Source organism: Bartonella grahamii subsp. shimonis (assembly GCF_036327415.1).
Classification (GTDB): Bacteria; Pseudomonadota; Alphaproteobacteria; order Rhizobiales; family Rhizobiaceae; genus Bartonella; species Bartonella shimonis.
On the sequence record NZ_CP123961.1, the window covers coordinates 824,206 to 849,469 of the forward strand.

The 25,264-nt window shown below is 41.2% G+C and carries 31 protein-coding genes and 6 pseudogenes; 12 read left to right on the forward strand and 25 right to left on the reverse strand.

The window, feature by feature from the left end:
* Positions 1-3: 3 nt before the first annotated feature.
* Genes QHG57_RS03620 through QHG57_RS03645 form a run of 6 tightly spaced genes read right to left on the reverse strand, consistent with a single transcriptional unit; the run spans position 4 to position 6,647 of the window.
* On the reverse strand, positions 4-3,147 hold the full coding sequence (locus QHG57_RS03620; protein WP_330169487.1) for a DUF4815 domain-containing protein: 3,144 nt from the start codon (positions 3,145-3,147) through the stop codon (positions 4-6).
* 1 nt (position 3,148) lies between these two features.
* Positions 3,149-4,267 carry a phage tail protein gene (locus QHG57_RS03625; RefSeq protein ID WP_330169488.1) on the reverse strand — a complete coding sequence of 373 codons (1,119 nt, stop codon included), beginning with the start codon at positions 4,265-4,267 and terminating at the stop codon, positions 3,149-3,151.
* Positions 4,267-5,094: a baseplate J/gp47 family protein gene (locus QHG57_RS03630; protein ID WP_330168541.1), complete on the reverse strand. Its 828-nt coding sequence runs from the start codon at positions 5,092-5,094 to the stop codon at positions 4,267-4,269. Before QHG57_RS03630 ends, QHG57_RS03625 begins: the two co-directional genes overlap by 1 nt.
* The gene (locus tag QHG57_RS03635) at positions 5,091-5,432 is read right to left on the reverse strand and encodes a GPW/gp25 family protein (RefSeq protein ID WP_330168542.1); all 342 of its coding nucleotides are present in this window, start codon (positions 5,430-5,432) and stop codon (positions 5,091-5,093) included. The genes QHG57_RS03630 and QHG57_RS03635 overlap by 4 nt, the downstream gene beginning before the upstream one ends.
* The gene (locus QHG57_RS03640) at positions 5,429-6,118 is read right to left on the reverse strand and encodes a phage baseplate assembly protein V (RefSeq protein WP_330169489.1); all 690 of its coding nucleotides are present in this window, start codon (positions 6,116-6,118) and stop codon (positions 5,429-5,431) included. Before QHG57_RS03640 ends, QHG57_RS03635 begins: the two co-directional genes overlap by 4 nt.
* Positions 6,099-6,647, reverse strand: a complete 549-nt coding sequence (locus QHG57_RS03645; protein WP_330169490.1) for a hypothetical protein — start codon at positions 6,645-6,647, stop codon at positions 6,099-6,101. Before QHG57_RS03645 ends, QHG57_RS03640 begins: the two co-directional genes overlap by 20 nt.
* A gap of 49 nt (positions 6,648-6,696) precedes the next feature.
* Between QHG57_RS03645 and QHG57_RS03650 the strand changes: the two genes are divergently transcribed.
* The 3 genes from QHG57_RS03650 to QHG57_RS03660 are packed head-to-tail and all read left to right on the forward strand — an operon-like array spanning position 6,697 to position 7,465.
* Complete coding sequence (locus tag QHG57_RS03650) at positions 6,697-6,969, forward strand: toxin HicA (protein ID WP_317993613.1); 273 nt, start codon at positions 6,697-6,699, stop codon at positions 6,967-6,969.
* Positions 6,959-7,276 (forward strand): type II toxin-antitoxin system HicB family antitoxin, encoded by a 318-nt coding sequence (locus QHG57_RS03655; protein ID WP_330168544.1) that lies wholly within the window; start codon positions 6,959-6,961, stop codon positions 7,274-7,276. The genes QHG57_RS03650 and QHG57_RS03655 overlap by 11 nt, the downstream gene beginning before the upstream one ends.
* 42 nt (positions 7,277-7,318) lie before the next feature.
* Positions 7,319-7,465 carry a CopG family antitoxin gene (locus tag QHG57_RS03660; protein ID WP_330169491.1) on the forward strand — a complete coding sequence of 49 codons (147 nt, stop codon included), beginning with the start codon at positions 7,319-7,321 and terminating at the stop codon, positions 7,463-7,465.
* Positions 7,466-7,513: 48 nt separating this feature from the next.
* Here the strand turns inward: QHG57_RS03660 and QHG57_RS03665 are convergent, their stop codons facing one another.
* Together QHG57_RS03665 and QHG57_RS03670 are read right to left on the reverse strand one after the other, a co-directional pair.
* Complete coding sequence (locus QHG57_RS03665) at positions 7,514-7,792, reverse strand: hypothetical protein (protein ID WP_330169492.1); 279 nt, start codon at positions 7,790-7,792, stop codon at positions 7,514-7,516.
* Positions 7,789-8,520: pseudogene (locus tag QHG57_RS03670) on the reverse strand (antA/AntB antirepressor family protein). Before QHG57_RS03670 ends, QHG57_RS03665 begins: the two are co-directional and overlap by 4 nt.
* 385 nt (positions 8,521-8,905) lie before the next feature.
* Here QHG57_RS03670 and QHG57_RS03675 point away from each other — a divergent pair.
* A complete protein-coding gene (locus QHG57_RS03675) occupies positions 8,906-9,991 on the forward strand; it encodes a hypothetical protein (RefSeq protein WP_330169493.1) in 1,086 nt (361 codons plus the stop codon).
* 28 nt (positions 9,992-10,019) lie between these two features.
* Here the strand turns inward: QHG57_RS03675 and QHG57_RS03680 are convergent.
* The 9 genes and pseudogenes from QHG57_RS03680 to QHG57_RS03720 all read right to left on the reverse strand — a co-directional run bounded on the left by QHG57_RS03680 (position 10,020) and on the right by QHG57_RS03720 (position 17,452).
* Positions 10,020-10,372 (reverse strand): annotated as a pseudogene (locus QHG57_RS03680) (head-tail joining protein).
* A gap of 1 nt (position 10,373) precedes the next feature.
* Positions 10,374-11,441 carry a major capsid protein gene (locus tag QHG57_RS03685; protein ID WP_330169494.1) on the reverse strand — a complete coding sequence of 356 codons (1,068 nt, stop codon included), beginning with the start codon at positions 11,439-11,441 and terminating at the stop codon, positions 10,374-10,376.
* A 12-nt stretch (positions 11,442-11,453) separates the two neighbouring features.
* Positions 11,454-11,828: a head decoration protein gene (locus QHG57_RS03690; protein ID WP_330169495.1), complete on the reverse strand. Its 375-nt coding sequence runs from the start codon at positions 11,826-11,828 to the stop codon at positions 11,454-11,456.
* Complete coding sequence (locus QHG57_RS03695; protein ID WP_330169496.1) at positions 11,825-12,091, reverse strand: hypothetical protein; 267 nt, start codon at positions 12,089-12,091, stop codon at positions 11,825-11,827. The genes QHG57_RS03690 and QHG57_RS03695 overlap by 4 nt, the downstream gene beginning before the upstream one ends.
* Positions 12,088-13,164, reverse strand: coding sequence for a S49 family peptidase (locus tag QHG57_RS03700; protein ID WP_330169497.1), 1,077 nt, complete (start codon positions 13,162-13,164; stop codon positions 12,088-12,090). The genes QHG57_RS03695 and QHG57_RS03700 overlap by 4 nt, the downstream gene beginning before the upstream one ends.
* Complete coding sequence (locus tag QHG57_RS03705; protein WP_330169498.1) at positions 13,154-14,698, reverse strand: phage portal protein; 1,545 nt, start codon at positions 14,696-14,698, stop codon at positions 13,154-13,156. The genes QHG57_RS03700 and QHG57_RS03705 overlap by 11 nt, the downstream gene beginning before the upstream one ends.
* A complete protein-coding gene (locus tag QHG57_RS03710) occupies positions 14,698-14,946 on the reverse strand; it encodes a phage head-tail joining protein (RefSeq protein ID WP_317992681.1) in 249 nt (82 codons plus the stop codon). Before QHG57_RS03710 ends, QHG57_RS03705 begins: the two co-directional genes overlap by 1 nt.
* 3 nt (positions 14,947-14,949) lie before the next feature.
* The gene (locus QHG57_RS03715) at positions 14,950-16,878 is read right to left on the reverse strand and encodes a phage terminase large subunit family protein (protein ID WP_330169499.1); all 1,929 of its coding nucleotides are present in this window, start codon (positions 16,876-16,878) and stop codon (positions 14,950-14,952) included.
* On the reverse strand, positions 16,871-17,452 hold the full coding sequence (locus QHG57_RS03720; protein ID WP_330169500.1) for a hypothetical protein: 582 nt from the start codon (positions 17,450-17,452) through the stop codon (positions 16,871-16,873). The genes QHG57_RS03715 and QHG57_RS03720 overlap by 8 nt, the downstream gene beginning before the upstream one ends.
* A gap of 84 nt (positions 17,453-17,536) precedes the next feature.
* Here QHG57_RS03720 and QHG57_RS03725 point away from each other — a divergent pair, with 84 nt between their 5' ends.
* From QHG57_RS03725 to QHG57_RS03735, 3 genes are all read left to right on the forward strand, one after another.
* Positions 17,537-17,803 carry a BrnT family toxin gene (locus QHG57_RS03725; RefSeq protein WP_330169501.1) on the forward strand — a complete coding sequence of 89 codons (267 nt, stop codon included), beginning with the start codon at positions 17,537-17,539 and terminating at the stop codon, positions 17,801-17,803.
* On the forward strand, positions 17,781-18,086 hold the full coding sequence (locus tag QHG57_RS03730) for a BrnA antitoxin family protein (RefSeq protein WP_330169502.1): 306 nt from the start codon (positions 17,781-17,783) through the stop codon (positions 18,084-18,086). Before QHG57_RS03725 ends, QHG57_RS03730 begins: the two co-directional genes overlap by 23 nt.
* A 124-nt stretch (positions 18,087-18,210) precedes the next feature.
* Positions 18,211-18,552, forward strand: coding sequence for a HigA family addiction module antitoxin (locus QHG57_RS03735; RefSeq protein ID WP_330169503.1), 342 nt, complete (start codon positions 18,211-18,213; stop codon positions 18,550-18,552).
* Positions 18,553-18,605: 53 nt separating this feature from the next.
* Here QHG57_RS03735 and QHG57_RS03740 read toward each other — a convergent pair whose 3' ends face one another.
* The 8 genes and pseudogenes from QHG57_RS03740 to QHG57_RS03775 all read right to left on the reverse strand — a co-directional run.
* On the reverse strand, positions 18,606-18,890 hold the full coding sequence (locus tag QHG57_RS03740) for a hypothetical protein (RefSeq protein WP_330167796.1): 285 nt from the start codon (positions 18,888-18,890) through the stop codon (positions 18,606-18,608).
* Positions 18,887-19,643, reverse strand: a pseudogene (locus QHG57_RS03745) (antA/AntB antirepressor family protein). Before QHG57_RS03745 ends, QHG57_RS03740 begins: the two are co-directional and overlap by 4 nt.
* 560 nt (positions 19,644-20,203) lie before the next feature.
* Positions 20,204-20,788: a hypothetical protein gene (locus QHG57_RS03750; protein WP_330169504.1), complete on the reverse strand. Its 585-nt coding sequence runs from the start codon at positions 20,786-20,788 to the stop codon at positions 20,204-20,206.
* Between the two features lie 3 nt (positions 20,789-20,791).
* Positions 20,792-21,106 (reverse strand): hypothetical protein, encoded by a 315-nt coding sequence (locus tag QHG57_RS03755; RefSeq protein ID WP_317994007.1) that lies wholly within the window; start codon positions 21,104-21,106, stop codon positions 20,792-20,794.
* 328 nt (positions 21,107-21,434) lie between these two features.
* Entirely contained in the window at positions 21,435-21,830 is a 396-nt protein-coding gene (locus QHG57_RS03760; RefSeq protein ID WP_012754737.1) for a type II toxin-antitoxin system HicB family antitoxin, read from the reverse strand.
* On the reverse strand, positions 21,827-22,027 hold the full coding sequence (locus QHG57_RS03765; protein ID WP_330168551.1) for a type II toxin-antitoxin system HicA family toxin: 201 nt from the start codon (positions 22,025-22,027) through the stop codon (positions 21,827-21,829). Before QHG57_RS03765 ends, QHG57_RS03760 begins: the two co-directional genes overlap by 4 nt.
* 67 nt (positions 22,028-22,094) lie before the next feature.
* On the reverse strand, positions 22,095-22,526 hold the full coding sequence (locus QHG57_RS03770) for a hypothetical protein (protein WP_419196689.1): 432 nt from the start codon (positions 22,524-22,526) through the stop codon (positions 22,095-22,097).
* 114 nt (positions 22,527-22,640) lie between these two features.
* Positions 22,641-22,793, reverse strand: a pseudogene (locus QHG57_RS03775) (single-stranded DNA-binding protein); the annotation flags it as partial.
* Positions 22,794-23,055: 262 nt separating this feature from the next.
* Between QHG57_RS03775 and QHG57_RS03780 the strand changes: the two are divergent.
* From QHG57_RS03780 to QHG57_RS03805, 5 genes and pseudogenes are all read left to right on the forward strand, one after another.
* Positions 23,056-23,247, forward strand: coding sequence for a hypothetical protein (locus tag QHG57_RS03780; protein ID WP_330169505.1), 192 nt, complete (start codon positions 23,056-23,058; stop codon positions 23,245-23,247).
* 68 nt (positions 23,248-23,315) lie between these two features.
* Positions 23,316-23,744, forward strand: a complete 429-nt coding sequence (locus QHG57_RS03785) for a type II toxin-antitoxin system HicB family antitoxin (protein WP_330169506.1) — start codon at positions 23,316-23,318, stop codon at positions 23,742-23,744.
* A gap of 210 nt (positions 23,745-23,954) precedes the next feature.
* Positions 23,955-24,125, forward strand: a pseudogene (locus tag QHG57_RS03795) (antA/AntB antirepressor family protein); the annotation flags it as partial.
* 37 nt (positions 24,126-24,162) lie between these two features.
* Positions 24,163-24,920 (forward strand): annotated as a pseudogene (locus tag QHG57_RS03800) (antA/AntB antirepressor family protein).
* Between the two features lie 15 nt (positions 24,921-24,935).
* Complete coding sequence (locus tag QHG57_RS03805) at positions 24,936-25,250, forward strand: hypothetical protein (RefSeq protein ID WP_330169507.1); 315 nt, start codon at positions 24,936-24,938, stop codon at positions 25,248-25,250.
* Positions 25,251-25,264 lie beyond the last annotated feature (14 nt).

Consider the following 25,264-nt stretch of genomic DNA (forward strand, 5'->3'; position numbering starts at 1 on the left):
CCCTCATAATATGCCGGCGCCAAAATCACTCACCATGGAGCGCGCCGCCGGTCCACCGGTAAGGGTCAATTTCAAGCGTGCTTGTTTGGCGCCTTTGTCACCACTCACAAATTTGCGTTCTGTCCAAAGTGGTTCAGCGAGTTGTTCTGTTTCGTCTAATGTGAGAGGAACAAAAGCACCATCATCCAGCTGCATCTCGAGTGAGAAGGTTGCGCCACCTGGTAAAAAGGTTTTGATATAACTCGTTAACCTTGCCTTTTCCCCAAAGGCAAAAGCACGGGTAACATAAGTAGCTTCCTTATGAATCTTTCCCGCAATCAATTGCACAGGTGCAAACAAAACAGGTGAGAGCTTCTCTGTCCCTTTGAGAATGGCACGAAGTTTTATCTTTTCACTGATATATTCAGTAAGACTGAGTAATTGAAAGGGAAGCAGTTGATAAATTGTGCCATTGTTTCGTTCAATCTCAAAGATGACAGAACAATCGCTTGAAGGCAATTCAATCGCTGCACGCACTTGCAAATCAGAACAATCAACAAGATCATAAGTGCCAAGATCAATGGTTTTTTCTGTTTGTGTATAACGTGCGGCTAACACTCGAAAGGCTAAGGCCTCATCTTGGTGCGCTGTCCAGCTCTGCGCATTGACAGAAGAAAAGCGTGGACCGGTCACGTAAGGGTGGCTTGAGACGTATCTCTGGTGTTCTGCATCAAAATCCCCAAGCTTTGCCAGTGAGACAGAATGATCAGCATCATCGGTTTTAATGACAAAAGCCGTTAAGCGGTCATCGGGGACAAGGAGTGGTACATCATAGCGTGCTTCTGCCCAACCTCCCTTTGCGCCCTTCATGGAATAAAAGCTTTGTGCTTGAATATCGGCGGTCGGATAGCCATTTTCTGTGGTTACCAAATCAATCACCAGATCATGGTTTTGATTACCGATTTTGCAAAGATGAAAGTCAATTCCTGTGATTTGCCGTGTTTCATCGGGGGTAAAAACTTGCGCTTGTGGGTCAAATTGCGTCCATATCTTCACCGTGGTGGTGCGCCGCATCACTTTCACATCAATCACACCTTGACCAGTAAAAAGCCCCGTTGCAATGGTTCCACCTTTCCCCCGTGCCACAACATTTTTTGTGCCAGCAGTGATGTTTTGTGGAATCTTAAAAGTGCCCTCAACGGTGCCTTGTCTATCGGCAACAAGCTGGTTCTTTGGCAAGATATTCACACCATCAAAGGTAAGACTTTCCGAGATTTCGCTACTGCCAAAACCTTCAATTTTAAAGTGAAGGGTAATTTGTCTTAAGAAATCGATTTGCTCTTGAGTCTCATTGACCAAGTCATCATGCACTTCTGTGTTACGGATAGTTCTGCCACGGTTCCTGCCCATGATAATCTGATTGGTGACACCAGAGAGCCAATCGGTGCGCTGTTCATGCCAAAAGTCTGTCGCGGGGGTAAGGGTTACTGTACCAGGCAGGGGTGCAAAATTTTGATAAGGATTGATTTTTTCGCAAGCCGTTGTCAACTCTTGCGCAATGATCACTTCATTTGTCCAGTCAAGCGTAACAGGCGCTTTTAAAGGAGCAGTGTAGAATGTTGGGTCAATGGCAAGTTGCAAAATGCCATTGCCAACTGCGCCGGTTTGTTGAAAGCCTTCATCTCTGTAACTATCATCAAGAAAGGGATCAGCAAACATACCTTTTTTGGCAACAGGTTCTTTAGAGTCCACATTGCTTTTAATGCGCTCTAATTGCATGAGACGGTCAAGGGAGAGCACCCGTTGAAAATAGCGCCACATCTCATCATAGGGGGCAACACGTGTGCCATCATTGACCACAAGTGGTGTTTCAAGCCAATTGTTGGTGATCGTTGCAAGGGACAACACATCATCAGGGACACTGGGTGCCATGGGGTGATCTGCTGAGATACCTTTGATGTAAACCACATTGCCTCCTGTGTTCAGTCCTATACGGTCAATGCGGGGCAATTTATAAGTGTAACTGACGATAATATCACCACCTTGCGCCCCACCTGAGACAGTGATTTCCTGCGCTGTTACTTTATCAGCTGTGATTTTTGCGCGGTAACGGTAAGTCACCTTATAGCTGCTCCCTGCTAAAGGTTCGTCTCCTACGGGCGCCCAATCAATGGTGTCTCCGGTTTTTTTAAAATCTGTACCTTCTTTAAATTCCTTGCTTCCTTGAACAACTTTGATAAACGCGGTGATGCTTTTATCAGGAACACCATCACGCCCAGAAGCAACCGCACCACGGGTGACATTAACGGTTTTCTCTTTTGTCAACAAAAGAGACTGAATATCGGCAATAGGAAAATAATAGGGTTTAAAGGTAAAACTTGTTTTCCCTTTTGGAGGCGCAAAAATATGTGTTTCGCTAGGCACCAAACCGCTAGCAAAATCCTCGCGCTCTTCATGGCGCAAGGCGGCTAAGCGCTTACGTTTAAAGCCATTGATATTGGCTTCCCCTTCTTGAATGCTAAACACTTGGCAACCGTTATTGGCTCCCAATGCGCTCACACGGCAGCCCCTCACGATATAATGTCCATGGGCTCTGTCATAAGTCGCAATGGCTTGCATGGCGGGTTCAAGCAGTGAGGGGGATTTTTGATCAATCAGAACACCATCTTGTAAAATATAAACGGGAAAGAAAGTGCCACTTTGCGCATCCTCTTTCAGGGCCCAAACAAGCTTTGCTGTTTCGCGTGCAGCACCAGGCTCTCCTTCTGCCAAGGTGCCAGGGACTTGCCCCAACAGCTCTGGATCATCCTCATGGGTTACCCATTTTTTTTGCAGCTTCACACCAATTTCCAAGCGCCCAATCATGGAAACATTGTTGAGTACAGCGGGTGCAACGGGGAAAATATCACCTGCGATATAAATCTTGCCATCCGTTAATGTGACGGTCTTCGTCTCTTTGTTGACAAAAGCATCGGCGCGTTCAACGCGGTCTCCTTCTTGTGCAACAAGGCGCCCCAAGCGGTCATGCCGTCCCCTTATAATGGTTTGAACCTCATTCAGTTCACCCGCTTGAATAAAGGGACGCATGCCATAGAAGACAACGCTTTGTTGTTCCTCTTTGCCGCGAGATCTGTCAATTGCAAAGGGTAAACCACTTTCATGCTTCATGTTAAAACCTCAATAAAATCTTGAATTGTTCGCGAACATCGGCACGCAAAGGAATATTAATGGGCGTTTTGAGTATCTCCACACCACCATTTAGTTCATTGGCGTCACACCAAAGCTTGCCCAAAGGGATATCAAGAGGGATATCTTGTTTTGGAATGCCGTGAACGAGAATGGAAACAAAGGCTGCTTGTTTCCCGTCAACATCATGAAAATCTGTACGGGCAGCAAGAAACAACAGAGTGCCTGTTGTGGAAGGGTTAAATCTGTTACCACAATGGCTGTACACACCCTCCAAAGCCTGTTCGACAGGCGCTACAGCAGAGCATCTGCGATACCCAATCACGCCATCTTGGCTGTCTCTTAACACGAGATAAAGCGTGCGACCATGAAACCATTCTGCCATCAATATATCGCGTTCATGTTTTTTGACCGAACACCACGGAAAATTTGCCATGTCCCATGGGTAATCGATTTGGTCCCAGCTTAATTCTTCATCCCCATCATCTATCCAATTGCCAATGAGTTTGCCTTCTTCTTTTGTGAGAACGCACTCTATCTCTGTTGTGCGCCCAAAGGAAAACAAAGTATTCCCAGCTGTTAAGCGAACACCGCTTTCATACTCCAACATGCTGTCATCAAGGCGTGACATATTGCCTTCCAAGGCTTGCACATCATAACCATAGGTCCCACGGCGAAAATCAGAGCGCAAACTTTTGGAAAGGTCAGTGATGGCTTCAATGGCTTCAAGCTGTGTTTGTTCAGGCAACTGATCAAATTCAAGTTGAAAGGAATTCCACCAAGCACGCTCTGGCCATGCGGGCGTGAATTGTGCAGAAAGTCCAAGCCATTCAAGCCCCATATCGACGGCGGCTACAGAGCCACGTATCCTCTGCCATGCAAGACCCTGATCAATTAAATCATAGAGGTTTGGAACATAAGGCGTAAGCTCTCCAAGCCCGTATTCTTCAATCAACCATGGCAAGAAGCGGGGAGGGCGTGTGATTAGTTTTGCGCGTGAAATCCCCAAAACAGAACCATCAATATCTTGATGAAAATCGCAAGCATCGGCAAGGCGCTTTTCAAATTCTGTTGCGTTTGTGGGAAGAAGGGAACCAACCATTAGCGCGCACGCCCTTTAAAGTTTAAGGTGATTTTTCCAATCGATAAAACTTCTTCATCACAAACCGTACTGTCCCTTGTTGGGGTAATGGCGATCACTTTTTGGACACCAGCAATCATGAGTTTTGAAATCCACCACGACAAACTTAATTCACGACCAATGGCTTGTTCTTGTTGCCATGCTGCTCTTAAATTTGTTTCCATTGTTGTGAGAATTTTCAAAGATGTTTCTGGTAACAGCCAAACATCTGCTTCTAAATCCAGCACTTTTTTAACAGCAGCGTGAACAATGATTGTATCATTGGTCATGATGATATTTTTTCTGTGAAGAGCTTCTGAAACTGTTTGTATGAGATCTTCAGAGGCCGTTCCTTCTTCATTGTTGCCAAAAAGAGCAACATAGATGGTTGGGTCTTTGCCTTTCCGATAAACAATCGCATCCTTAACACGACTATCGGCTGTTAAGGCTATAAGCTTGTAATAGGGCTCTGTCCCGCTACCATTGCCACCACGGGCATGAAGCTCTATGCGTTCACGATATCTCTCGTCACTTTCACCCTCCATGCGGGCAAGACCATGCCAGTTTCCCAAAGCGTCAAGAGATTCACCGGTTGCAAAATCAAGAATGTTGTTGCGTGCCGCTTCGTTAATACGCTGTCTTAAAAGCAACTCTCGATAGCTAAAAGCCTCAATGACTTTTACAGCCGGATCACTTTCAAGAATGGTATATTCAGGCAAAAGCTCTTTTAAATGGGCAAGAGCAGCAGCGCGTATTTCCTCAAAAGAAAGTTCTGTGATGATTTCCGGTTTTGCAAGCACTCCATTCATTTTATCAGTAATCCTTCCATGGTAATGGGCTTGCCTGATGGCAAATAAATGCCTTCAAAGGACAAAGAAACTTGTCCAGCCTCAACCATTTTAAAATCAATTTTTTTCAGTTTAAAACGCGGTTCCCACTTGTCTAAAGCCTCAGCAACAGCGGCATAAAGAGCAACAGCAAAAGCATTATTCACTGGAGCATCAATGAGTTCTGCAACGCGTGAACCATAATCACGCCGCATGACACGCGAACCAATCCGCGTTGACAAAATGTCAAGGATTGATTGGCGCAAATGATCAATTCCGGTTAATGGCTTTCCTGTTGTACGGTCCATTCCACTGTTCAATTGGGACCTCCTGTCATCGAGCCACCAGGGAAAACACCGCCATGAACATGTGTTGCTCCTACATTGGTGCCGTTATGTCTTAATCCACTTGAGTGAATGGAAACATTACTCCCAGAATGAAGAGAGAGACTATCATTCGAATTCAGTGAAATGCCATCACCAGCCTTCAAAGAGATGCCGCCTTTTGCGTTTAAATTTATATCGCTTTCTGAAACAATCTTTATACCTTCCGGTGCTGTAAGCTCTAGCTTGCCACCATCACCTTTTAGTGACACACCATCAGCGATTGTCAGGATAAATTTTCCACCGGATTTGATGTGAATTCCATAAGTGTTTTGTTCATCATCATATTCAAGGCTGGTTCCATCAGGGTATATCGTTCGGTGAATGCTGCCCTTATCGGCGGCTTGATTAGCATCGGTATGAAGTGAACCAACAATCACCCCTTGTGATAAATCTCCAGATGACGCGATAACAATCACTTGCTCTCCAATATCACGCCCTTCATAAGAGCGTGTTTTACCGGCGCGGGCTTGGGTGTCTGGAATCCAGTCACTGACAAGATTGCCACTTTTTACCCGATAGCGTGCATTTTTATGGTCGACATGGCTAATTTTACCCACCACAACCATATTGGCCACACGTCTCTTTAGATCTGTGATTTCTTTATCGCGCCGCTCTAACATGTCCACCTTCAATTTTATGGTATTTGTCCTCGTTTCCCACGCCTGTTTCTGGTTCAAAGCTTAAGAAAGGTTCAACGATTCTTGCTGTTACACCGCCTTCTTCTTCATCTATGTTGGGGATATTTGTCACATAAATGACTTCAAAGGTTAAAATTGCACCATGGAGTGCTAGGGCGCCATTATCGCCAAAGGCAAAAGCAATATTTTGCAGGCGGCATGTCTCAACTGTGTTGTTGAGATTAGGATTAGCGTAGAAAACCTCCTCAACTTCCCATGCTAATTGGTCAACAAAACGCGCTCCATCTTCACATGTCGCATAACATTCAACATCTAGCGTTAAAACGCGCCGCCTTACTCCATAATCGTAGCCATCTTCAATTGTTTCGCTTTGTGTTGAGATATTAATTGCAGGCATTTTCTCAACGGAAAAGTTGAAATCACGCATATTGAAAACATTGTCACCAGCTGCCGTCTTTGCTGCTTTGATCAACGTAACAAATGTTTCTCTTATCGTCTCTCTCGGATGCATGGGGGCTCCTGTCCAATTAAGTGTATAAAATGATTGACTAGGATTAATAATGATACTATTATTGGTTATGAGTAATAAAGTTGAAAAAACAATCAGCTTGATGAAAGCATCACCAAAGAACATTAAGTTTTCAGATTTGTTGGCTGTGTGTGTACATTTTTTTGGAGAACCGCGGAACAATGGTACAAGCCACTTTGTTTTTAAAACCCCGTGGCTTGGTGACCCCCGTGTGAATATTCAAAAAGATTCTGGTAACAAAGCAAAAGCTTATCAAGTCAAACAAGTCTTACAAGCGATAGAAAGGATGAAACATGAACAATAATCATTATACATATCGTGTTTTGTGGTCGCAAGAAGATGAGGAATATGTCGGATTGTGTGCAGAATTCCCATCCCTTTCATGGTTAGATTCTCAAGCAGAGAAAGCTTTAAAAGGCATTATGGACCTTGTTTCAGAAGTTGTTGAGGACATGCAACATAATGGAGAAGAAGTTCCTGTACCTTTGTCACATGGTAAATACAGTGGTAAGTTTCAATTAAGAATACCACCAGAGCTCCATAGAAAACTCGCAATACAAGCCGCTGAAAATGGTGTGAGTTTAAACAGATACATTTCTTCTAAACTTTGAATCTTTTAAAAGTCTATACGTACTAAAAGAAAATTAATTCTTATGAAAACCTCTAAATTAAAACAAATGCCCGTTTTTAAGACGGATAAAGAAGCAGAAAACTTTGTTGATACTGCTGATCTTACAGATTATGACTTAACGGGTTTTAAGCCTGTTCATTTCGAATTTTTACCTAAAGAAGCCTCTTAACCACCTCCCCATTTTTGAGAACGGGGAGATAAAATTATGTTTTTAAAGTTAAGCAGCTTTTACAACAGGGCACTCCAAAGTAGGAGCATAGGCTCGCAACAAAGAATCCATACGATGTGGAAGTTCTGAAGCTCCAAAATCTGTCAAAATTGCTAAGATTTTTGTAATATTGGGCACGTCATCTTGAAGCTTTAAAACCAGAGCATCTACGACCGATTCCATTACCTCAACTATAGCATTGCAGTCCTCATCTCCAACGCTTTGATGATTGGAAAGCTTAAACAATGCCATCCATAAATCGCACAAAAAATCGACACTGCTATTCATTGCACACCTCCATGGATTTGTTCTCTTAAACATGCCAATCCTCTGGATGTGATTTTTGTTGAAGGCAGCATCTTTTCTGTACCATCCAGTCTTTGGATGGTAATAGCGGGACAATCCATGAATCCTTTCTTGATCTTATCCTGATAAGGTAACAGAGGCGCCCCTGGAGCACGTCGATACACCCAATCATGTTTACGCAAGTAATCTATTAAATCCTTAGGTCGTACTTCAAGCATCTTTGCTGCTTCTATCAAACCAAACAAACCATCAGAGCGTTTTAAGCCATCCAAAGCTTTTGCTTTTGGTGTCAATTCAGCAATAGTATGATCTTTCTGCTCGATTTGGCTTTGTAGATGATTCAAGAAACCTATCATTGCTTGAGGACTTGAGTAATCTATTTATAGTGTTGTGACTTGTTTCAAAAGTCGTTCACATTTGATAAAGTATTGACGTGCTTCATGCCCTTTATCATTACGCTCTATCATCGAAAGATGTTTAGCCATGTCTAATGTAATGTGGCATTCTTTTACCTTTCCACCGTTTTCTAAATTTTTAGAAAGCGTTATAAAGTTTATATTTTCCAGAAATTTACATTCTTTAATGCGATTTTTAATCCAGTCTGCAAACTTTGATGTAATTTCCAAAAATGCGTGCAACTCACGCGCATTAACAGTTTGAACAGTTTCCTGATCAATAACCTGTTCTGATATTTCTATAAGTGTGTTCATAATGAACTCCTAGTTGTTAGAGGTTTCTTAATGACACTCTAAAAGAGCGCCGGGCGCTAAGAAACACGGCAACTAGCCCGTCGTTACGCTTTCCCCGTGAAGGTATTTTATGGCATAACCACACCCGACACGATCATTATATGCATGTAGCATATAATGAGTCAAAGTCTTTACAATGTGCGGAAGACTAATTATTTCGGCAACCAATCCGCTAGTTGTTTTAAGGTGTTTCTTAGGCACCTGATTCGATTATTCATACTCCTGTCACAATGTCAAACAGTAATATCACTTTTTTTTAAAAATAAATAAGCGTATCTTTACTTTATTTATCGACTCACTTCAGATCTATTAGCTTTCTTTTTTATTTATAGTGGAGGGGAAAATAATGCTCGACATACTTGATACAATTGCGGTGATCGTATGTTTATTGTCGTTACCGGTAATGGTTGTCGGACTTGTTTTAGTGTGTATAAAAAAATGGCGTAAAAATGGATTGAAAACCCTTGGCATTGGAGTTTTATTATTTCTCAGCTCTGCAATATTAGGTGCTTTTTTTTTTCACAAAATCGATCCAGATCAAGTTGCGTACAATAATGAAATTTTTTCCTCATCTTCGACTTTATTAATAAATGTTGTGACTCAAAATGAAAGCGTAACACGGGCACTACCTGAGAATACTGATAAGCACAGTATCCATGTTCAAGACAAAAAATCAGACGAAAATGATGGGCTAGGCTTTTGGAGCTGGTTTTGGTTAATTTTCTTTGTATTTATTGCATTGTCTATTTTTGTTCATTGGCAAGATAAACGCAAAAAACTTTCTGAAGAAAAAGTTTCAGAGCAGGTTTTAATGCCTCCTCCCCATATCCATCCTTCCTCTGATTTATCAGTTGTTAATAAAATGTCGCCGGAACTTGAAAAAAAACGGTTAGAAAAGAGGGTACAGATCTTTCTTCTTTGTGCTTTACTGATTGGAGGTATTGTCGTAATAATAAGTATTACACTATGGTTATTAGTGCCAATACTTATCGTTTTACCTTTGATTATCTCTGCCTATATTGCAAGTAAAAAGGAAAAACGCTTTGAAGAAGAAGTTGCTCTGTGGCAATCAGATATTCCTCCCTCTAATTTTGAGGAAGCATGTAAAATGTTTCAAGAACTTGACGCAAGTGAATATGATTATCGTTTAGCGCGTAATGAAAAACTATTGGGAGTTCAAGAGCACGTTACCTTCGATATTGGCGAAAAGACTCCAATTTTAGGACGTCTTTTAGTAACAAATCAAGCTATTGTATTTGAAAGCCCTGAAGATAATGAAAGGACTACTTGGACACGAATTGCATCAGTAGCTATAACATACCAACGATGTCGCATCAGTCACCGTACCGGGGCACCATGGAATTACCAATTTAGTACGATTCCAAGTCCAAGATTTGCAGCAGTGGTTAGAGCTCTTGGAAAAGCTTATTGATTTTAAAGGTATACCATATAAACCTCCCTTACTTTATCTCTCGCAAGATAAGCTTATACATACCGGATTCAGAGGCTTGGACATCTGTGATCACGAAGTGCTCTTGAGAAGAGGGGCTTTGCTGTCTTCAGGGGAAATGATTACAACATTATCTTGAGGGTTTGGTGGTAAGCCGCCGATATCATTGATACAAAGATCAAGTTCTTTTCTTGCAATTGTGGTAGGGATTCTGCCACCGGCCTCCGATTCTGAATGTTTAATGGTGTAAATCGCTGTGATCTGAAACGATTGTTGATTGTCCTTTCGCGTGTAGATGATGGGCTGCCCAAAGGTATTGCGTACATCTTTAACCATTTGATTTAGCAGCCCGTGCCATCGCATGTTATTTCGCTCCAATCACGGCTTTAAACAGCATTTCAGGGCGTGTACAGATGTAAAGCGGATAGCTGTACACCACAAGTTCGGCCCATGTATTGTAATCAGGATCTGGAATAAGAATGGTGTAGAGAGGTTTTCCAATCGTATGAGAAAAATTCTCGGTTTCTGCTGGTGCAAAAGCTTTCAGGAATACACCAGGCGCATCAACAGGAAAGAATTGACATTCATCAGGCTTAATTCCTATGGCGCGCTTTGTTCCAGCCTTCGCACTCACATTATAGTTGTGAATACTCCGGTAATTAATGAAAGTGACACCTGCAAAGTCAAAACTGCCAAAACTTCCAGAACCAATTGCACTTGGTGTTGCAACACCTCCGGCGCTATTGAGGGTCTGTGCTAAAGCTGTGTTTAAATAGGTTTCACGAATTGTTTTATGGTTTTTCAATTTGGAAAAGAATTCATTCCCACAAAGCCCAATAATGCGTGAACGATCAGAAAACGCCCCGTTTGAAGCTTCAATCATCCTCATAATGACTTGATCAACATTGTCAGCAACATTGGTTGTCTCAACATTCAGTTTAAAGTCAATGGGCTTTGGTGGTGTAATTTCCCATTCCTTGTACCAGTCAACAATGACAGAGCCATCGGCATCAAGGACAACGCCTTGAACAGCGCCAAGCTGCATATTTTCCCATGTCAATTCGATTTCAGAAATCAGTTTCTTTTGTTTTCTGGCAATATATTTCATTGCTGTCTCGAGTTGATTTTTTGTGCCAAATTCACGCCGGTTCTGGATTTCCTCTGATTTTACGGTATCACTTTTGGCAATCCGTGTTGTTTGATAAAATTGAGGGCAATCAGTTTTGTCATCATTTGCAAAAGACATACCGCGTTCACTGGTTTGAATAAGTGATATGTCACTCCTTTTAATGCCAACGATTTCTGTACTCGTCTCGATTTCTTCAAAAAGATCGAGAGAACCGATAATACCAGGTTTAAACTCATAGTTTTCAATGGCTTTCATCATTGTGATGCTTGAGAAAGCATCATGTTTAAAAAAATTCATATCCATACGTATAATCTCCTATCGCATTGTAACATAATTTTGGTTATTGTCTTCTAAAGACTGAATGGCCGCGTTCTTTTGCTCATCTGTGATGGCATCTGGCCATAGCAGTTCAGAAGCTTTCACTGTGCATAAGCGTGCTGTAATCACAGCGCGTTGATCGGCGCCTGTTGCGTCAACAGTGGCAAAAGAAATCCCTGCCGGTGTTTGACTGCCATCTGATGCTGCTGGATTAAGGGGGATGTATTTTTCTGATGCTGTAATTTTCCCCATGACAGTTCCCGCTTCAATGAATGCTCCTGATGCAAAAACCACTTCCTCGTTTGACATATCAGGGTCATAGGGTCCAAGATAAGCCCCATTGCGTACGTCGTCATAAATAATATTCGTCATTTCACTGCCCTCCAAGCTGCTTCCCATTTTGCGTGAATCTTTGCCTTGCTCGTCCCATCACTATGAGGAGCATAAGGCGAGACTTTTAAAGACGCGCTTTGAGAGCTAGCAGCCGTCAACACACACTGGCGTGCTTTCTCGAGACTCATACCGTTTTGAATAGCTTTTGCTGCGTCAAAAGAAACGCCTAAGTGCTTTGCTTGCCTTTCAAGGTTGGTCAGTGCTTTGGCGCGCTTTCTTTCTTTTTCAAGCACGGCTTTCATATCTTCGCGCTTGTTTTCATGGTCCTCATTGTCTTCGTCCTCTTCGTCTTCTTCTTCGTCAAAGATTTCGGCGTTTTTGTCGACGTCACTATCGTCTTCGTCCTCTTCCTCGTCATTGATGATGTCGACAATTTTTTCATCATCATCTTCTTCAGCGCGGTATTGTGTACGTGCCATGTGTTTTGTCCTTCTTTTGTTGTTGCTGTTGGGTTTTGTGATATGGAATCCGTTAAGGATTCCAAAGCTTGCGCAAGGGTCCCTTGCGCATCTGCTAATCCAAGTTTGATAGCTTGGCTGCCTATAAAAGTTTCTGCCTTCGTGTCACGAATTGCATCAGCATTTAAGCGTCTGTTTTGCGCCACCAAATCGACAAACATCTCGTAGAGCAGGGCGCAATCTGCTTGCATTTTTATCTGTGCTGTATCAGCCAAGGGCTCGTGAGGATTGCCATGAACTTTGTGATCACCTTCAAAGACAAAGGTCCATTTATGCCCGTGTTTTTCATCTGCACGGGATTGGTCAAGATGGGCGCAAACAACCCCAATCGAGCCCACAACCCCTGTACGAGCAACCCATATTTGAGAAGCAGAACAGGCAATGGCATAAGCTGCAGAACAGGCAAATTCATTAGCATGCGCCCAAATGGGCTTGTCGTATTGTTTTGAGAGTGTTTGAAACTCTTCAACTAAATCAAACACACCGCCGGCTTCTCCACCGCCGCTGTCAATATCCAGTAAAACAGCGCGAACATCAGGTTGTGCAATGGCTTCACGAAAAGAAGCCCTTAAACCTTCATAAGAGGTTAATCCTGAGAGAGCCCCAAGCCATGCACCACGGCGCACAAGCGTGCCATGAACTGGTAGTATAGCAATATTGTTTTGTACTACATAAGTTTCAGGGGGTCTTAAAGCTTCCGTATCCCCTTGCGCAAAAGCCTTAAGGGGAAACTTTTCTCCTGCAAAAAGCCGTGGTGCAAGAGCATTCAAAATGATATCAAGCTTTGTGGAGGCAAGCATGAGGGGAACACCAAAAAGCCGTGATGCCAAAAACGGCATATCAAGATTATTCACCATTTGCATGTGCCTCACTGCCTTGGTTGCTTTCATAAGTCTCAGAAGGGTCTGAAATTGCGGTATCAATTACTTGATTGCTACCAGCCGGTGCCGCCATATCGGTGTCAAAAGATAAGCCGCGCGCACGAGCATCTGTGTGTTCTTCTTGCATTTCGGCATGAATGCTGTCGATATCAAAGCCGCGCTCGGCAAGTGCCATGCGTCGTGTTTTCAAGCCTGCACGGATTTCTTCTTTTTCCGCTGAGATATCCTTGTTTGGATCAATCATTTCAAGTGGGGGCGCAAAGCTTTCACATTGAAGCCATGGCAAGGGATTTTCTTCCCACCCTGGCAAATTGACGCATTTGACAAGCACTGCCATTTCAACAAAACGCTCCCATATAATGCGATTAAACTGAAAGGCAATGATATGTTCACGCCATTGTTTAACATGACGTCTAAACTGAATGATGGAGGTGCGCACATTTGAAAAATTCCCGCGCGTAACGTCTCCAGTCACAACGGCATAAGGCATATTAAGTGCTGCACAAATTTTCAAGATATTGCGAAATTGAAAAGCTTCATAAGAACCACCAACCTCAACAGGATTTGAGAATGTAACCTCTTTATTCTCTCCTAAATAAAGAGATGCACCGGGCGCAATGACAGGCGCTTTGTATTCTTCTTCAACGTTGTTTTTATCACGATTATCGGATAATTTTTCGACGTTTGGTGAATTGTCCTTGACAAACGCCGCGAAAAGAGCCGCCGTCCTTTTTCTATCGAGTTCTGCGTCATCATAGGATTCGAGTTGAAAGATTTTTGTCATACAGCGCGTTATTTTGGGAGAACCGCGCAATTGTCCGGCAATACGGCGCTCTTTGATATGAAGGACCATTTCAGCAGGAACACGCACGCGCTCTTGGCTCTTAAATGCACTGTTTGCAGGGCAATCATCATAGGGGTGATGTTCCCAGAAATGATAAGCAACACGCTTACCACTGGCGTTAAATTCAATCCCCATACGAATGTAATTGCCTTCAATCTCAGCCGGTCCATTGTAGGAAAGGTCCAACATTTCGGTGGGATAAACTTGCAATTGAAGAGGCACACCAGAGCGCCCGTAGAGATCAACATAATGCAATCTTACAAAGCACTCTCCGGTTAAAAAGACCTCTCGTGCAATGGTTGCTTGAAGTCCATAAAAGCTGGTATCTTCATCATAATCGGCTTCATCAACCCATTGCCACCATAAGTCTAAAAGCTTTTTCTTTTCTTCTTGAAAACCTTCAATACGAGGATAAGGTTTAATCCCATCACTGACAGCCGCAGAGACCCATTCCTCCGTTGCAGACCCATAAAGAGCTTCATTGTCATAAAGCCATCTTGAACGGGCAACAATGGTATCACCGCATTCCTCAATGGCTTTATTGATATGTTTTTTGGCGGGGTCAAAACCACCCATACGGCGGCTTTTGCTTGCCGCTTCAAAATGGGGATTGTGTTGACGAGAAATTGTAAAAAAGCCTGTGAGTTTATTGATAAAGCCAGCCATTAATAGCCTCGTGATATATTAAAATAGAAAACGCGTGAACGCTTGCGTCCTTCAAGGTCCGCTATTTGTGTGTTCAGCATCTCAAGCGCTCTGCGCAGTTCCTCAACAGAACGGTTGCTGACTTGCTTATCGCCATGGCGCACCGATTGTGCTCCCGAATAAAGAGCCTCTTCAATTTGTTCACGCCGCCTTTTTAAACTTTCCAGTCTGTCAGTTTTGCTGTTTACTTGGTTCAAGTCTGTACCCATAAATTACCTCCAATCCCCTTGCATATAAGGATTCATCACCGTTCTGGATTGTTTCCTTTGAGGTTGTGCTATCTGAGATCTTCTTGGAGAAGGAGAGGGCACATGTTCTGATGTTGGCTGCTCTAAAGAGCCCTCAATTTTAAATTTTTCCAAACGCTCTTCTAAGATATCGACTTCTCGATTAAGGTTTATTCCTGCCGAAATCAGACCTTGTAAAGCAGCATAAGCATAGACCCTACAGTCCAAGGCTTCATTTCTTGCCTTTTCGCTTTTTTGCCATTCAATGCGCTTAAAGCCTTTAAAATATTTGATGACTTTTCTTTCAGCGGTTAGCTGGTCAAAATATTCTCGATCAAGGTTTTTGTGAAAGTGTGTTGCACCAGCCCCCGATGCTTCAGGACCAGATTTTTTAAACCGTGCCGTGATAATATCTTTTGCTGCATCAACACCAACAATATAGAGATTGATCTGTCCTTTGTTGTTTCTGCTTGGGCGGCGCGGCCATACTGGACGCCATCCCGCTTGCCCCTTAATCCCCCAGATACGTCGTCCCTCACGCGGGCGCACATAATTATAAACCGCCTGTGTGTGTCCACCACCGGTATCAATACAAGCCGCCGTTATCTTGATGCCGTCTTTGTAACCTAGATGTGGCCAGCGTCTTGTAAGATATTCATCCAATTGGTCCCATACTTCAAAAGAAGAGGGATCACCAGGAATGACGTGATAATCAATATGCCAGCTTTCTTCACTGCGTCCCCATCCCACCACTTCAAGTTCTAAGCGGTCATTTTGCACATCAATGCCCGCTGTTAACAACACGGCTTGTTCTGGTGCAAGGGGATAATCTTCACGTTTTGCATAGAGGCTATCAGGGTCAACAACTTCACCTGTTCTGTCTTCCCACGGCTCTCCAAGCACTGTGTTGACAAAAGGCTGCAAAAGCGCTGGATCATCCTTGGCATCTAAAAACTCTCTTGCGCATTCCCCCCAAGTAAGCCAAGGTGAATAGAGTGCCGAAATATGGTAAGAACGCAAATTCGGTCTACTTGATTCACTCGTAGGCACCCAGCACGCACCTCTTTCCTCACTCATAAGATCTGTTTTTCTGTGCTCGGCATGTTCATGACCACAATGCGCACAAACAAAAACAGCTTTTTCGGGGGCACCTTTTGGCCACTTAATTTGTGACCAAACAATGGGCTGTAGAACACCACATGCATCACAAGGGACATTGTAATATCGCTGGTCTCCTAGCACGAAATCTTTGGCGATACGGCTTGTGTCACGGTGGGTTGGTGTAGACAATTTAAAAATCTTTCTCTGCACAAAGGTTGAGGTCCGCTTTTCGGCAATCATCACCGGATCACCTTCGTTATCCACACTGAGAGGATAAGCATCCACCTCATCCAAAATCAGATAACGAATAGGCATAGAACGCAGACCAGCTGCACTGTTTGCTCCTGTCAGCATCAATGCACCACCATCAAACTCTTTCGAAAACATTGTATTACCACTGTCGCGTGCCCGTGCTGGGGCAATGCGTTCGCTTAAAGCAGGGCTTGCCATAATCATTGGGTCAAGACGGGTTTTTGATAATTTCTTCGCTGTCTCAACTGTCGGCATCACATAAAGGGCAGGTCCCGGACTATAATGAATGGCATAACCACAAAAGTTCAGTCCTGCTTCAGACATACCAACCTGCGCCCCTTTCATGACAATTGTTGTTTCAATAGGTTTGTGAGAGGAAAGATTATCCATGATTTCGCGCAAATAGGGGGTGCGTTTTGTTCTCCAAAGCCCAGGTTCAGCACTTGCTACGGTGCTAAGGTACCTATTCTTATCCGCCCATTGCGAAACCGTGTACGGTGGGTCTGGTTGTCGTGCGTCATTGGCATTGGCAAAGAATTCTTCGACTGCATTGTCATCCATTATTCGTTTCTTGCAAGTTCTCTAACTCTGGAGAATGAGGATCATGAAAAGGCACTGGAATATTAACCGCCTCAAGCAAAGCGGTTCTCATGTAATAATCGATAGCACCGATAAGGCTAGCTGCATCACATCCAACTTGTGCAGCAATGCTTGCACCAAAACGATGAGGAAAATTCAACATAGCATCACGGTGTGCTCTTCCAAACTCACGAGCTGCTCTCTTTACTTCTTCACGGTCAACGGTTGTTTCGCGTAACTTTTCCAGAGCAATCTTTTCTTTTGCTAGCGCAACTTGCATTCGCTCCAGTTTTATCTTGTATTCATTGGCTCCATCTGTGGAGGCTTGTTTGATCTTTGTCCGCACCTTTCCATCAGGCGCTAAAAGGGAAGCAGGGCGCTTTATTTGATTCTCATTCCAGATAGCTGTTGCTAGAGTTTCATTGACAGAACCATCTTCAAAAAGAGCTGCATCAAATTTACCTGTCTTTATCCGAGAAACCACCGCATTATGTGAAACACCCATCTTTTTGGCAAAGGCACGAAGCGATATCCCCTCCCGATGCTTCTTATTCATAGTTGCTCCATTTTGAAGTAGGTATATGAATTATTGTACACTTTAATTATTGATGCGATTATATTTTTCGTGTACATAAAATATATGAAGATAGTGTGGGATGAACCAAAAAGAGCTGTAAACATTGTTAAACATAAGCTTGATTTTGCTGATGTTATTTACTTTGACTGGGAACATGCTTTTATTGATGCAACCCATTCAAACCGCATGAAGGCTATTGGACATTTTGCTGATGGTACAACAGTTGTTGTTTTTGCAAAGCTTGGCAATGAAGCGATATCCATTATCAGTTTTCGTCAAGCGAATAAAAAAGAAAGAGAGGTTTTCAATGACTATCAAAAAAACCTTTGAAACAGGATGTGGCTATACAAAAGAAGATTGGGACGCTGTGGATTCTCCACCACTAACAGATGAAGAACTTGCAGGCTTAAAGCCAGCTAAAGATGTTTTACCACCCTCCTTTTTTAAATATGTAACAGAAGAACGCCGTAAACGTGGGCGTCCACCAGTTGAATCTCCCAAACAAGCGGTTACTCTACGCCTTGACCCAAACGTTATTGCTTCTTTTAAAAAACAAGGAAAAGACTGGCGAACACGTATGGGTGAAGTCTTAAAAAAAGCAAGTGGTTGTTAAATCAAAGAGCTGTAAAAAAGCCAAGGTAGCATTAAAAGTTATTTTGGTATTTGTTTTGAGTAGTGTTTTAATGGTGCCTATAAAGTTGAAATAGTGGATTATCATTGATTTATAAGAGGTTGAGATGAAAAATTATATTGCTATTCATCCTGGAGAAATTTTACGAGAGGAATATTTAAAAGAATATGCTCTCTCTGCTTATGCCATTGCAAAAGCATTAAATGTTCCACGCACGAGAATAGAACGTATTGTTGCAGAAAACAGTCCAATAACTCCTGATACGGCTCTCAGATTAGCTTACTTTTTTGATACTACAGCTGAGTTTTGGCTCAACATGCAAGCTGCTTATGACGTTAGTGTATTACAAACTGAAAAAGCAGGTGAATTTGCCAAAATAGATAAAGGTAGCTTAAAAAAATTTAATTCTGTAGATGAACTATTTGATGATTTATATGCGAATGATTGAGTATACTACCACTTCCCCACTTTTGAAGGGGGGGAAGGGGCATATTTTTAAATCTAAGCCGCTTTCACAAGAGGGCTCTCCAAATTTGGTTCGTAAGCTCGCAACAAAGAATCCATGCTATGCGGTAATTCTGAATCTCCAAAATCTGTAAGAACTGTTAAGATTTTAAGAATACTTGGCATCAACCGATCATCTTGAAGTTTTAAAATCAAAGCTTTTTCCACTACACTCATAGTGTCAACCAGAGCGGTACAATCTTTGTTGCTCATATTTTCATGTCTAGAAAACTGATACAACGCCATCCATAAATTGCATAAGAAGTTGGTATCTACCTTCATTGCACACCCCCAAAGATTTTTTCTCTCAAACATGCTAATCCTCTGGATGTGATTTTCGTTGAAGGTAGTACCTTCTCTGTACCATCCAGTCTTTGAATGGTGATAGCAGGGCAATCCATAAAGCCTTTCTTGATCTTGTCCTGATAAGGTAACAGTGGCGCCCCTGGAGCCCGTCGATAGACCCAATCATGTTTACGCAAGTAATCAGTTAAGTCCTTAGGTCGTACTTCAAGCATTTTTGCTGCTTCTATCAAACCGAACAAACCATCAGAACGCTTTAAGCCATCCAAAGCTTTTGCTTTTGGTGCTAATTCAGAAATAACATGATCTTTCTGCTCTATTTGGCTTTGTAAGTGATTCAAAACACCAAGCAATGCTTCCGGTTTGGAATAATCAACTTGTGGTGCTGCTATCTGTGGGGTAGCTGCTTGTTTTGCAAGCTTTTCGCATTCAATGAAGTATAAACGCGCTTCTCTACCTTTCTTATTGTTCTCAAGCATAGAAAGCTCTTTTGCTACACTTAAAGTTAGATGATAATCTTTAGAGGGACGACCACCTTGGAGGTTTTCCCCAAAATTGGTGAAAACTAAATAATCCTGATTTTCTAATAAATTATATTTGTTGATGCGATATTTAATCCAAGTAGAGAAATCTTTACTTATTTCTAAAAACGCATGCAAATCACGAGCGTTAACAGTTTGAACAGTTTCCTGATCAATAAACCTGTTCTTTAATTTCTATAAGACTGTTCATAAAGAACTCCTTGCTACTTAGATGTTTCTTAATAACACTCTACAAGAGTGTCGGGTGTTAAGAAACACGGTAGCAAGTCCGCCGTTATGCTTTTCCCATAAGGGTATTGTATAGCGCAACTACACCCGACAATGCCATTATATGCGTGTAACATACAATGAGTCAAAGCCTTTAATGTGCGGAAGAAAAATTGTGTCGGCAATCTATCCGCTGTTCGTTTAAGGTGTTTTTGAGGCACCTGATTCGAAAATACCTATTACTATAGAATTGTCAAGTAACAAAAATTACTTTTTGCTAAGAAAACGTTTCACATACTGTACAGTGTACATATTGAAATTGTTATTTATCAATGAGTTAAGTGTACAATGTACAGTCAATTTGAAAATTCTGTCGCTAGCGATAGTTCGCGCTAGCCTGCCCCGCAACAGACCCAACCCGCTGGGAAGTACCTTTTGCATTGATTTTATTGTATTTTTTCTGGAAAAAAACAAAGCGCAAGTGATAATCTGCTTTAAAAATTACAATTAAAGTGAGTAGTGTGTTGATATAGCTTAAGAACATTATTTAGCTTTCTTATTGGCTGCATATTCTTGACGAGCAAGTTGGTACTGTATATTTTTGGTTAATCGTTCATTGGCATATTGTGCGATAGCACTTGCAATTTCTGGCTTGGACATCACCCCAGCAATTGAGGGTCCTTCTTGTTTTGCAATAGGGAATTGATCTCCATCCGCTCTTTGAAACACATTACCATTTAGCTTTTTTAATTCAACACGCTTTGGAAAACTCCCACCTTTGATAAAAGCATGGGGTAAGATTTCTTTTTTTCCGAACATTTTGTATGTTACGCCGCGTTTTGTTTCTTTTGCTTGAAAAAATTTAAGAGGTATCGGTGTTCCAGAACCAATGATATCTGTCTCGAGAAGCTTTGCTGTAGCCTTTCCTTTAATATAAACGCCTTTTTTGACACGCTTTGATTTGGCTGATGTAACATCAGCAATTTGTTTTTCTGCAAAGCGTTCGACTTGTTTTGCAGAGGTGTTTAGAGCATTACGCAAAGCCCAATTAAGGCGTGGTGCTTGAAGACTGGTGAAGGTATCCTTTACCTGTTGAAGATACCATTTTTGGTGGATGATTAACTTCAACTTCTAAGCCTTTTTGGGGGTAGGTGATTTGGAAGCTTTAGATGCCTTTGGCTGTTCGAGTGAGGTTTTCTCTGTCATTGGTTCAGACGATGTTTGTACGGCTTCTTGTTCTATCTGCTTAATTTGTTCAATTGCCTTGTCAGGTTTTGCTGTTGTCTTGACGTCAACAAAAGGTTTTGCAGCGTTTGCTCGTTTCAGTCGGGCGTAGACTTGATTAGAAACTTCAACAAATGGATTATTGGGTGTTGATGGTTCAAAGCGAACAGTGCTTTTATTGTCTCCAACAACACACATTGGCTTAGTGATGATTACTTTCATCATTGCTCCTTTTGAGTCATAATTAATGACATCATTAGTCAATAAATGTCATTTAATAGCTTTTGCTATTTGCAAAATAGATTAGTCAGAATTCCCCAGAAAACAGGGCTTTCTAGCCACGTTTCAAGTTCACATTTTACTGAATTTTTAGGGGATATTTTTGAATTTTAGGCACAATACGACCAGTGCAGTGCCATCATTAAATACGATTTTTTACATCATGTCAACAAAAAAATCATGATCTTGTATTTTTTTTATTTTTTTACCTAAATATGGTGTTTTTAGAAACAAAAAGGTACGTATTGACACAGCTAAAAAAGAAGAAAATCTAAATATTAAGCTCGTGACGCGCTGCTGTTGCCAAAAAAGCAGATCTTGTTAAACCTCTTTCTTGTGCACAATCATCAATTGCACGTAAGAGTCCTCTTTCAATAGATATATTCGTACGTACCACTTCTGCATCATTTTCAATAAAGGGGACTTGTATTAAAAAAGCTCCTTCTGACAAAGCTATTTTGACAGATTCCCGTTGTATGACTTCCTCAAATTTTGAAGGAATAGGCACTATATCTATATCTTCACAATAAAGTTGAAGTGCTTCTGTTGCGTTTGCGATTAAATTTTCTTCCTCATCAGCAGCAGAAAAAAGCCCCTCAAAATCAGGAAACTGAACACCAAAAGCAGAATCTTCATCTTTATGAACAAGGGCAAAAAATCTTTTCATTTTTCTTCTCCTTTTTTTAACCAACCTGCTTGTTGTGCGATAGAACGTGCTGTACCAATCGGAAGATTTTTTTTAAGATGTGGAACAATAACAACCTTACCATCTTTTTTTAATTTATGATGAGAGCCTTTTACTTTGACAAGTTCAAAGCCATCACGCTTTAATTTTGCAATGATTTTTCGGCTATCTTGTTCCATTCCCTAAACTCATAATGTGTAAATATATACACATTTTAGTGATTTTTCATCTGATGTCAATTCTTTTTTAACGGCTAAAGTGCTTATGAAGCACATTAAGAACAATACGCAAAGAACTAACAAGATGTGTTAGCGATTGATCTTCTATAACAAGATATTGTAATGCAGCATAAAGATTATACTGTCTATAGAGGTGTTGTGTTTCTTTGATAGCCTCTTTCGTCACTTCATAACAATGAGTTGCTCTTTCAATCCACCGTTTTTGTGCCTCCTCATTTGATGAAGGAGTAAAGTCATCATAAACAGCATTAGGCAATCCTTTTGCACATAGGTAATTGTTTTTCACTTCAAGATATTTTTGTGCAGCATCATATTGGTCTTGATTGATTTTGCCTTGCAAATAAAGCCGCCCGATATAGGTACCGGAAAGCGGATTTTTAGCCTCTTCTATGGTCAAACAGAAGCGTTTGGCACGCATTTCAATTGCCAATTTATCCATGGCTTCATGCGGTGTTTTTGCTCGTGAAATGCGTCCATTTGGTTCTCTGATACATCCTTAATCCGAGGACGTCCGCGTTTTGCACGTTTTTTTCTTTTTGTCATATTTTTTCAATCAAAATGGAATAGCATCATTAAGAGATATGCTATGATCAGCAGCCCCTGAAGCAACAGCATAACTTTGAGAAGTAATAGGTGAAGGGGTAGGGGATGCCGATTGATCTTTTTTGGCATCAAGCAAATACAACTCGCCTTTGAATTGTTTCAGTTTATTAATAACAGTTTTTTAAAGCATTACATTATAATTTATTAATAACAGTTTTTAATGTATTACATTATAATATTATTTGACAAATTATTTAAGAAAAAAGACATGTCACACAAATGGCACGGCTTTCTTATTTCTGCTCTTAACTTTTCAATAAATATCCTTTCATTAAGAGTCTGTATCAAACTTTTTTGTTCGATTTATTGTTGAATATCGAACCTTTTTGTGCGATATTCATTTTATTGAAGAAGGGGGAGGCTAAATGAAAAGAGAAGCACTGCTTAGGGAATTGTGTAAAGAAGCTAGAAAAAGAGGCATTCATTACAGTGAAGCTCCTGATGCAGGCAAAGGGTCACATTATTTAGTAACTTTTGGAGACAAGACAACCGTTATAAAATCTGGTGAATTGACCCCACTCTACATGAAAATAATAAAAAAGCAGTTGGGGGTATGAGTTACTCTCTGCAACGGCTTTAATTTTTCGTTTCAAAAACATTTTGATCATGGCGAGGAAACCTAAACATGGAATATACTTATCAAGCAAAACTGGAATCTGATCCAGATGGTGGTTTTATTGTAACCTTTCCAGATGTACCAGAAGCAATAACAGCTGGAGAAAATAGAACTGAGGCATTAGAGAATGCTGTTGAAGCTTTAGGGTTGGCATTACGGAGCTATCCTATACGTGGTCTGCCTTTACCAATGCCACAACAGTATAAAGACCTTGTAGAGGTTACGGTAGATGCGTGGAATGCTCTTAAACTTGCAGTGGTAGAAGCTTTTAATGAAGCGAATATCACAAAAACAGAATTGGCTAATCGTTTGGGTAAAAAAGAAACAGAAGCAAGACGCATTCTTGATCCAAATTATCCAACTAAGCTTCAAACACTAGAGCAAGCACTAAGTGTTCTTGGTAAGCAAGTCGTTATTACAATCAAAAACGCGGCTTGAAACGTCTTCCCCACCTTTGAAGATGGGGAAGGGGATGTTCTTACTTAAATCTAAGCAGCTTTTACGACAGATTTTGTTAAAACCTGTTTTGCTTCTTCAATGAGTGTTTTATACTGTTTGCTTTCTTCTACTAATGTAAAGGCTTTAACAAATTGTTGATGATCAATGGCAAAACGGAGTGTTGATATTGAAGAGTTTTATTATACCGTTGTTTTTACAAAACAAGAATGGAACAGACAGAAGATTTGTCCAAAATCTGAAATAGAAACAGATAAAACCGATAATCATTATTTCAAAATTCACGCAGCAAGGAAAATTGCTCAAGCAGAACGTCATAGAAACTATGGCAGAATATTATATCAAACCTTGTGTTTTTGTTAATTAAGACAGTGATGATGCAAAACTTTAGGAGTTCATCATGAATACTCTCATAGAGATTAAAAAACAAGCCATTGATAAGGAAATTGTTCAGACAGTAAATGCACGTGATCTGCATGCATTCTTAGAGGCAAAACGTGACTTTTCCAATTGGATTAAGGACCGTATTACCAGATACAATTTTATAGAAGGACAAGATTTTATAAAAACACAAGATTTGCGGTCACCAAATTTGGCGAGCGCAAAATCTAGAGCTGTTATCGCAATTAATTACCATCTCACTTTGGAAATGGCAAAAGAACTTTCCATGGTGGAGCGTAATGAAAAAGGTAAACAAGCCCGTCAATATTTTATTGAATGTGAACGGCGTGCAAAGAAACCTTTAGACTTTGCAAACGCGTTAGAAGACCCTCTCTTTGTAAAAAACTGCTTTTAGAAAGCGTCACACAATTAGAGACTTTAAAAAGTGAAGTGAGTACCCTTAAACCACAAGCAGCTGCTCTTGAAAGCTTACAGCGTCATAATGGACTCTTTGGTCTTACAGAAGCCGCTAAAATACTCGAGATGCAACCAAAACAGTTCATTCTCTTCTTACAGAAAAAAGGTTGGGTTTACCGGCGTGCAGCAGGTGAAAATTTGCTTCCTTATCAAGACAAAATCCAAAAGCAACTCATGGATTGTCCAACCATCACACTTCAAACCGCAAATGGAACAGAAAAAGTCATTCCTTCAGCAAAAATCACAGTAAAAGGCATTGGTGTGCTGTCTCAAGAGCTTAAAGGACAAAGCATGCATTAATTGAGGGACGCAATAATGGAAAAAAAATATGAACTTACTGATGAAACAATTAAAGTTGATAGAATAACGCTTTACCGTATCCGTGCATTAAAAGACTTTGGAGATGTTAAAAAAGGTGATCTTGGTGGCTGGGTAGAGAGTGAAAGAAATCTTAGCCATGATGACAATTGCTGGGTTGGTGCTGAGGCATGGGTTTATGAAAATGCCAAAGTTTATGAAAATGCTAAGGTTTATGATGATGCCAAAGTTTATAATAACGCAAAAGTTGGTGGTAATGCCATAGTAGCTGGCAAAACAGCATTTTATGGAAGTGATGCTATCTTAAGGTAGAGGCAATAAACCAT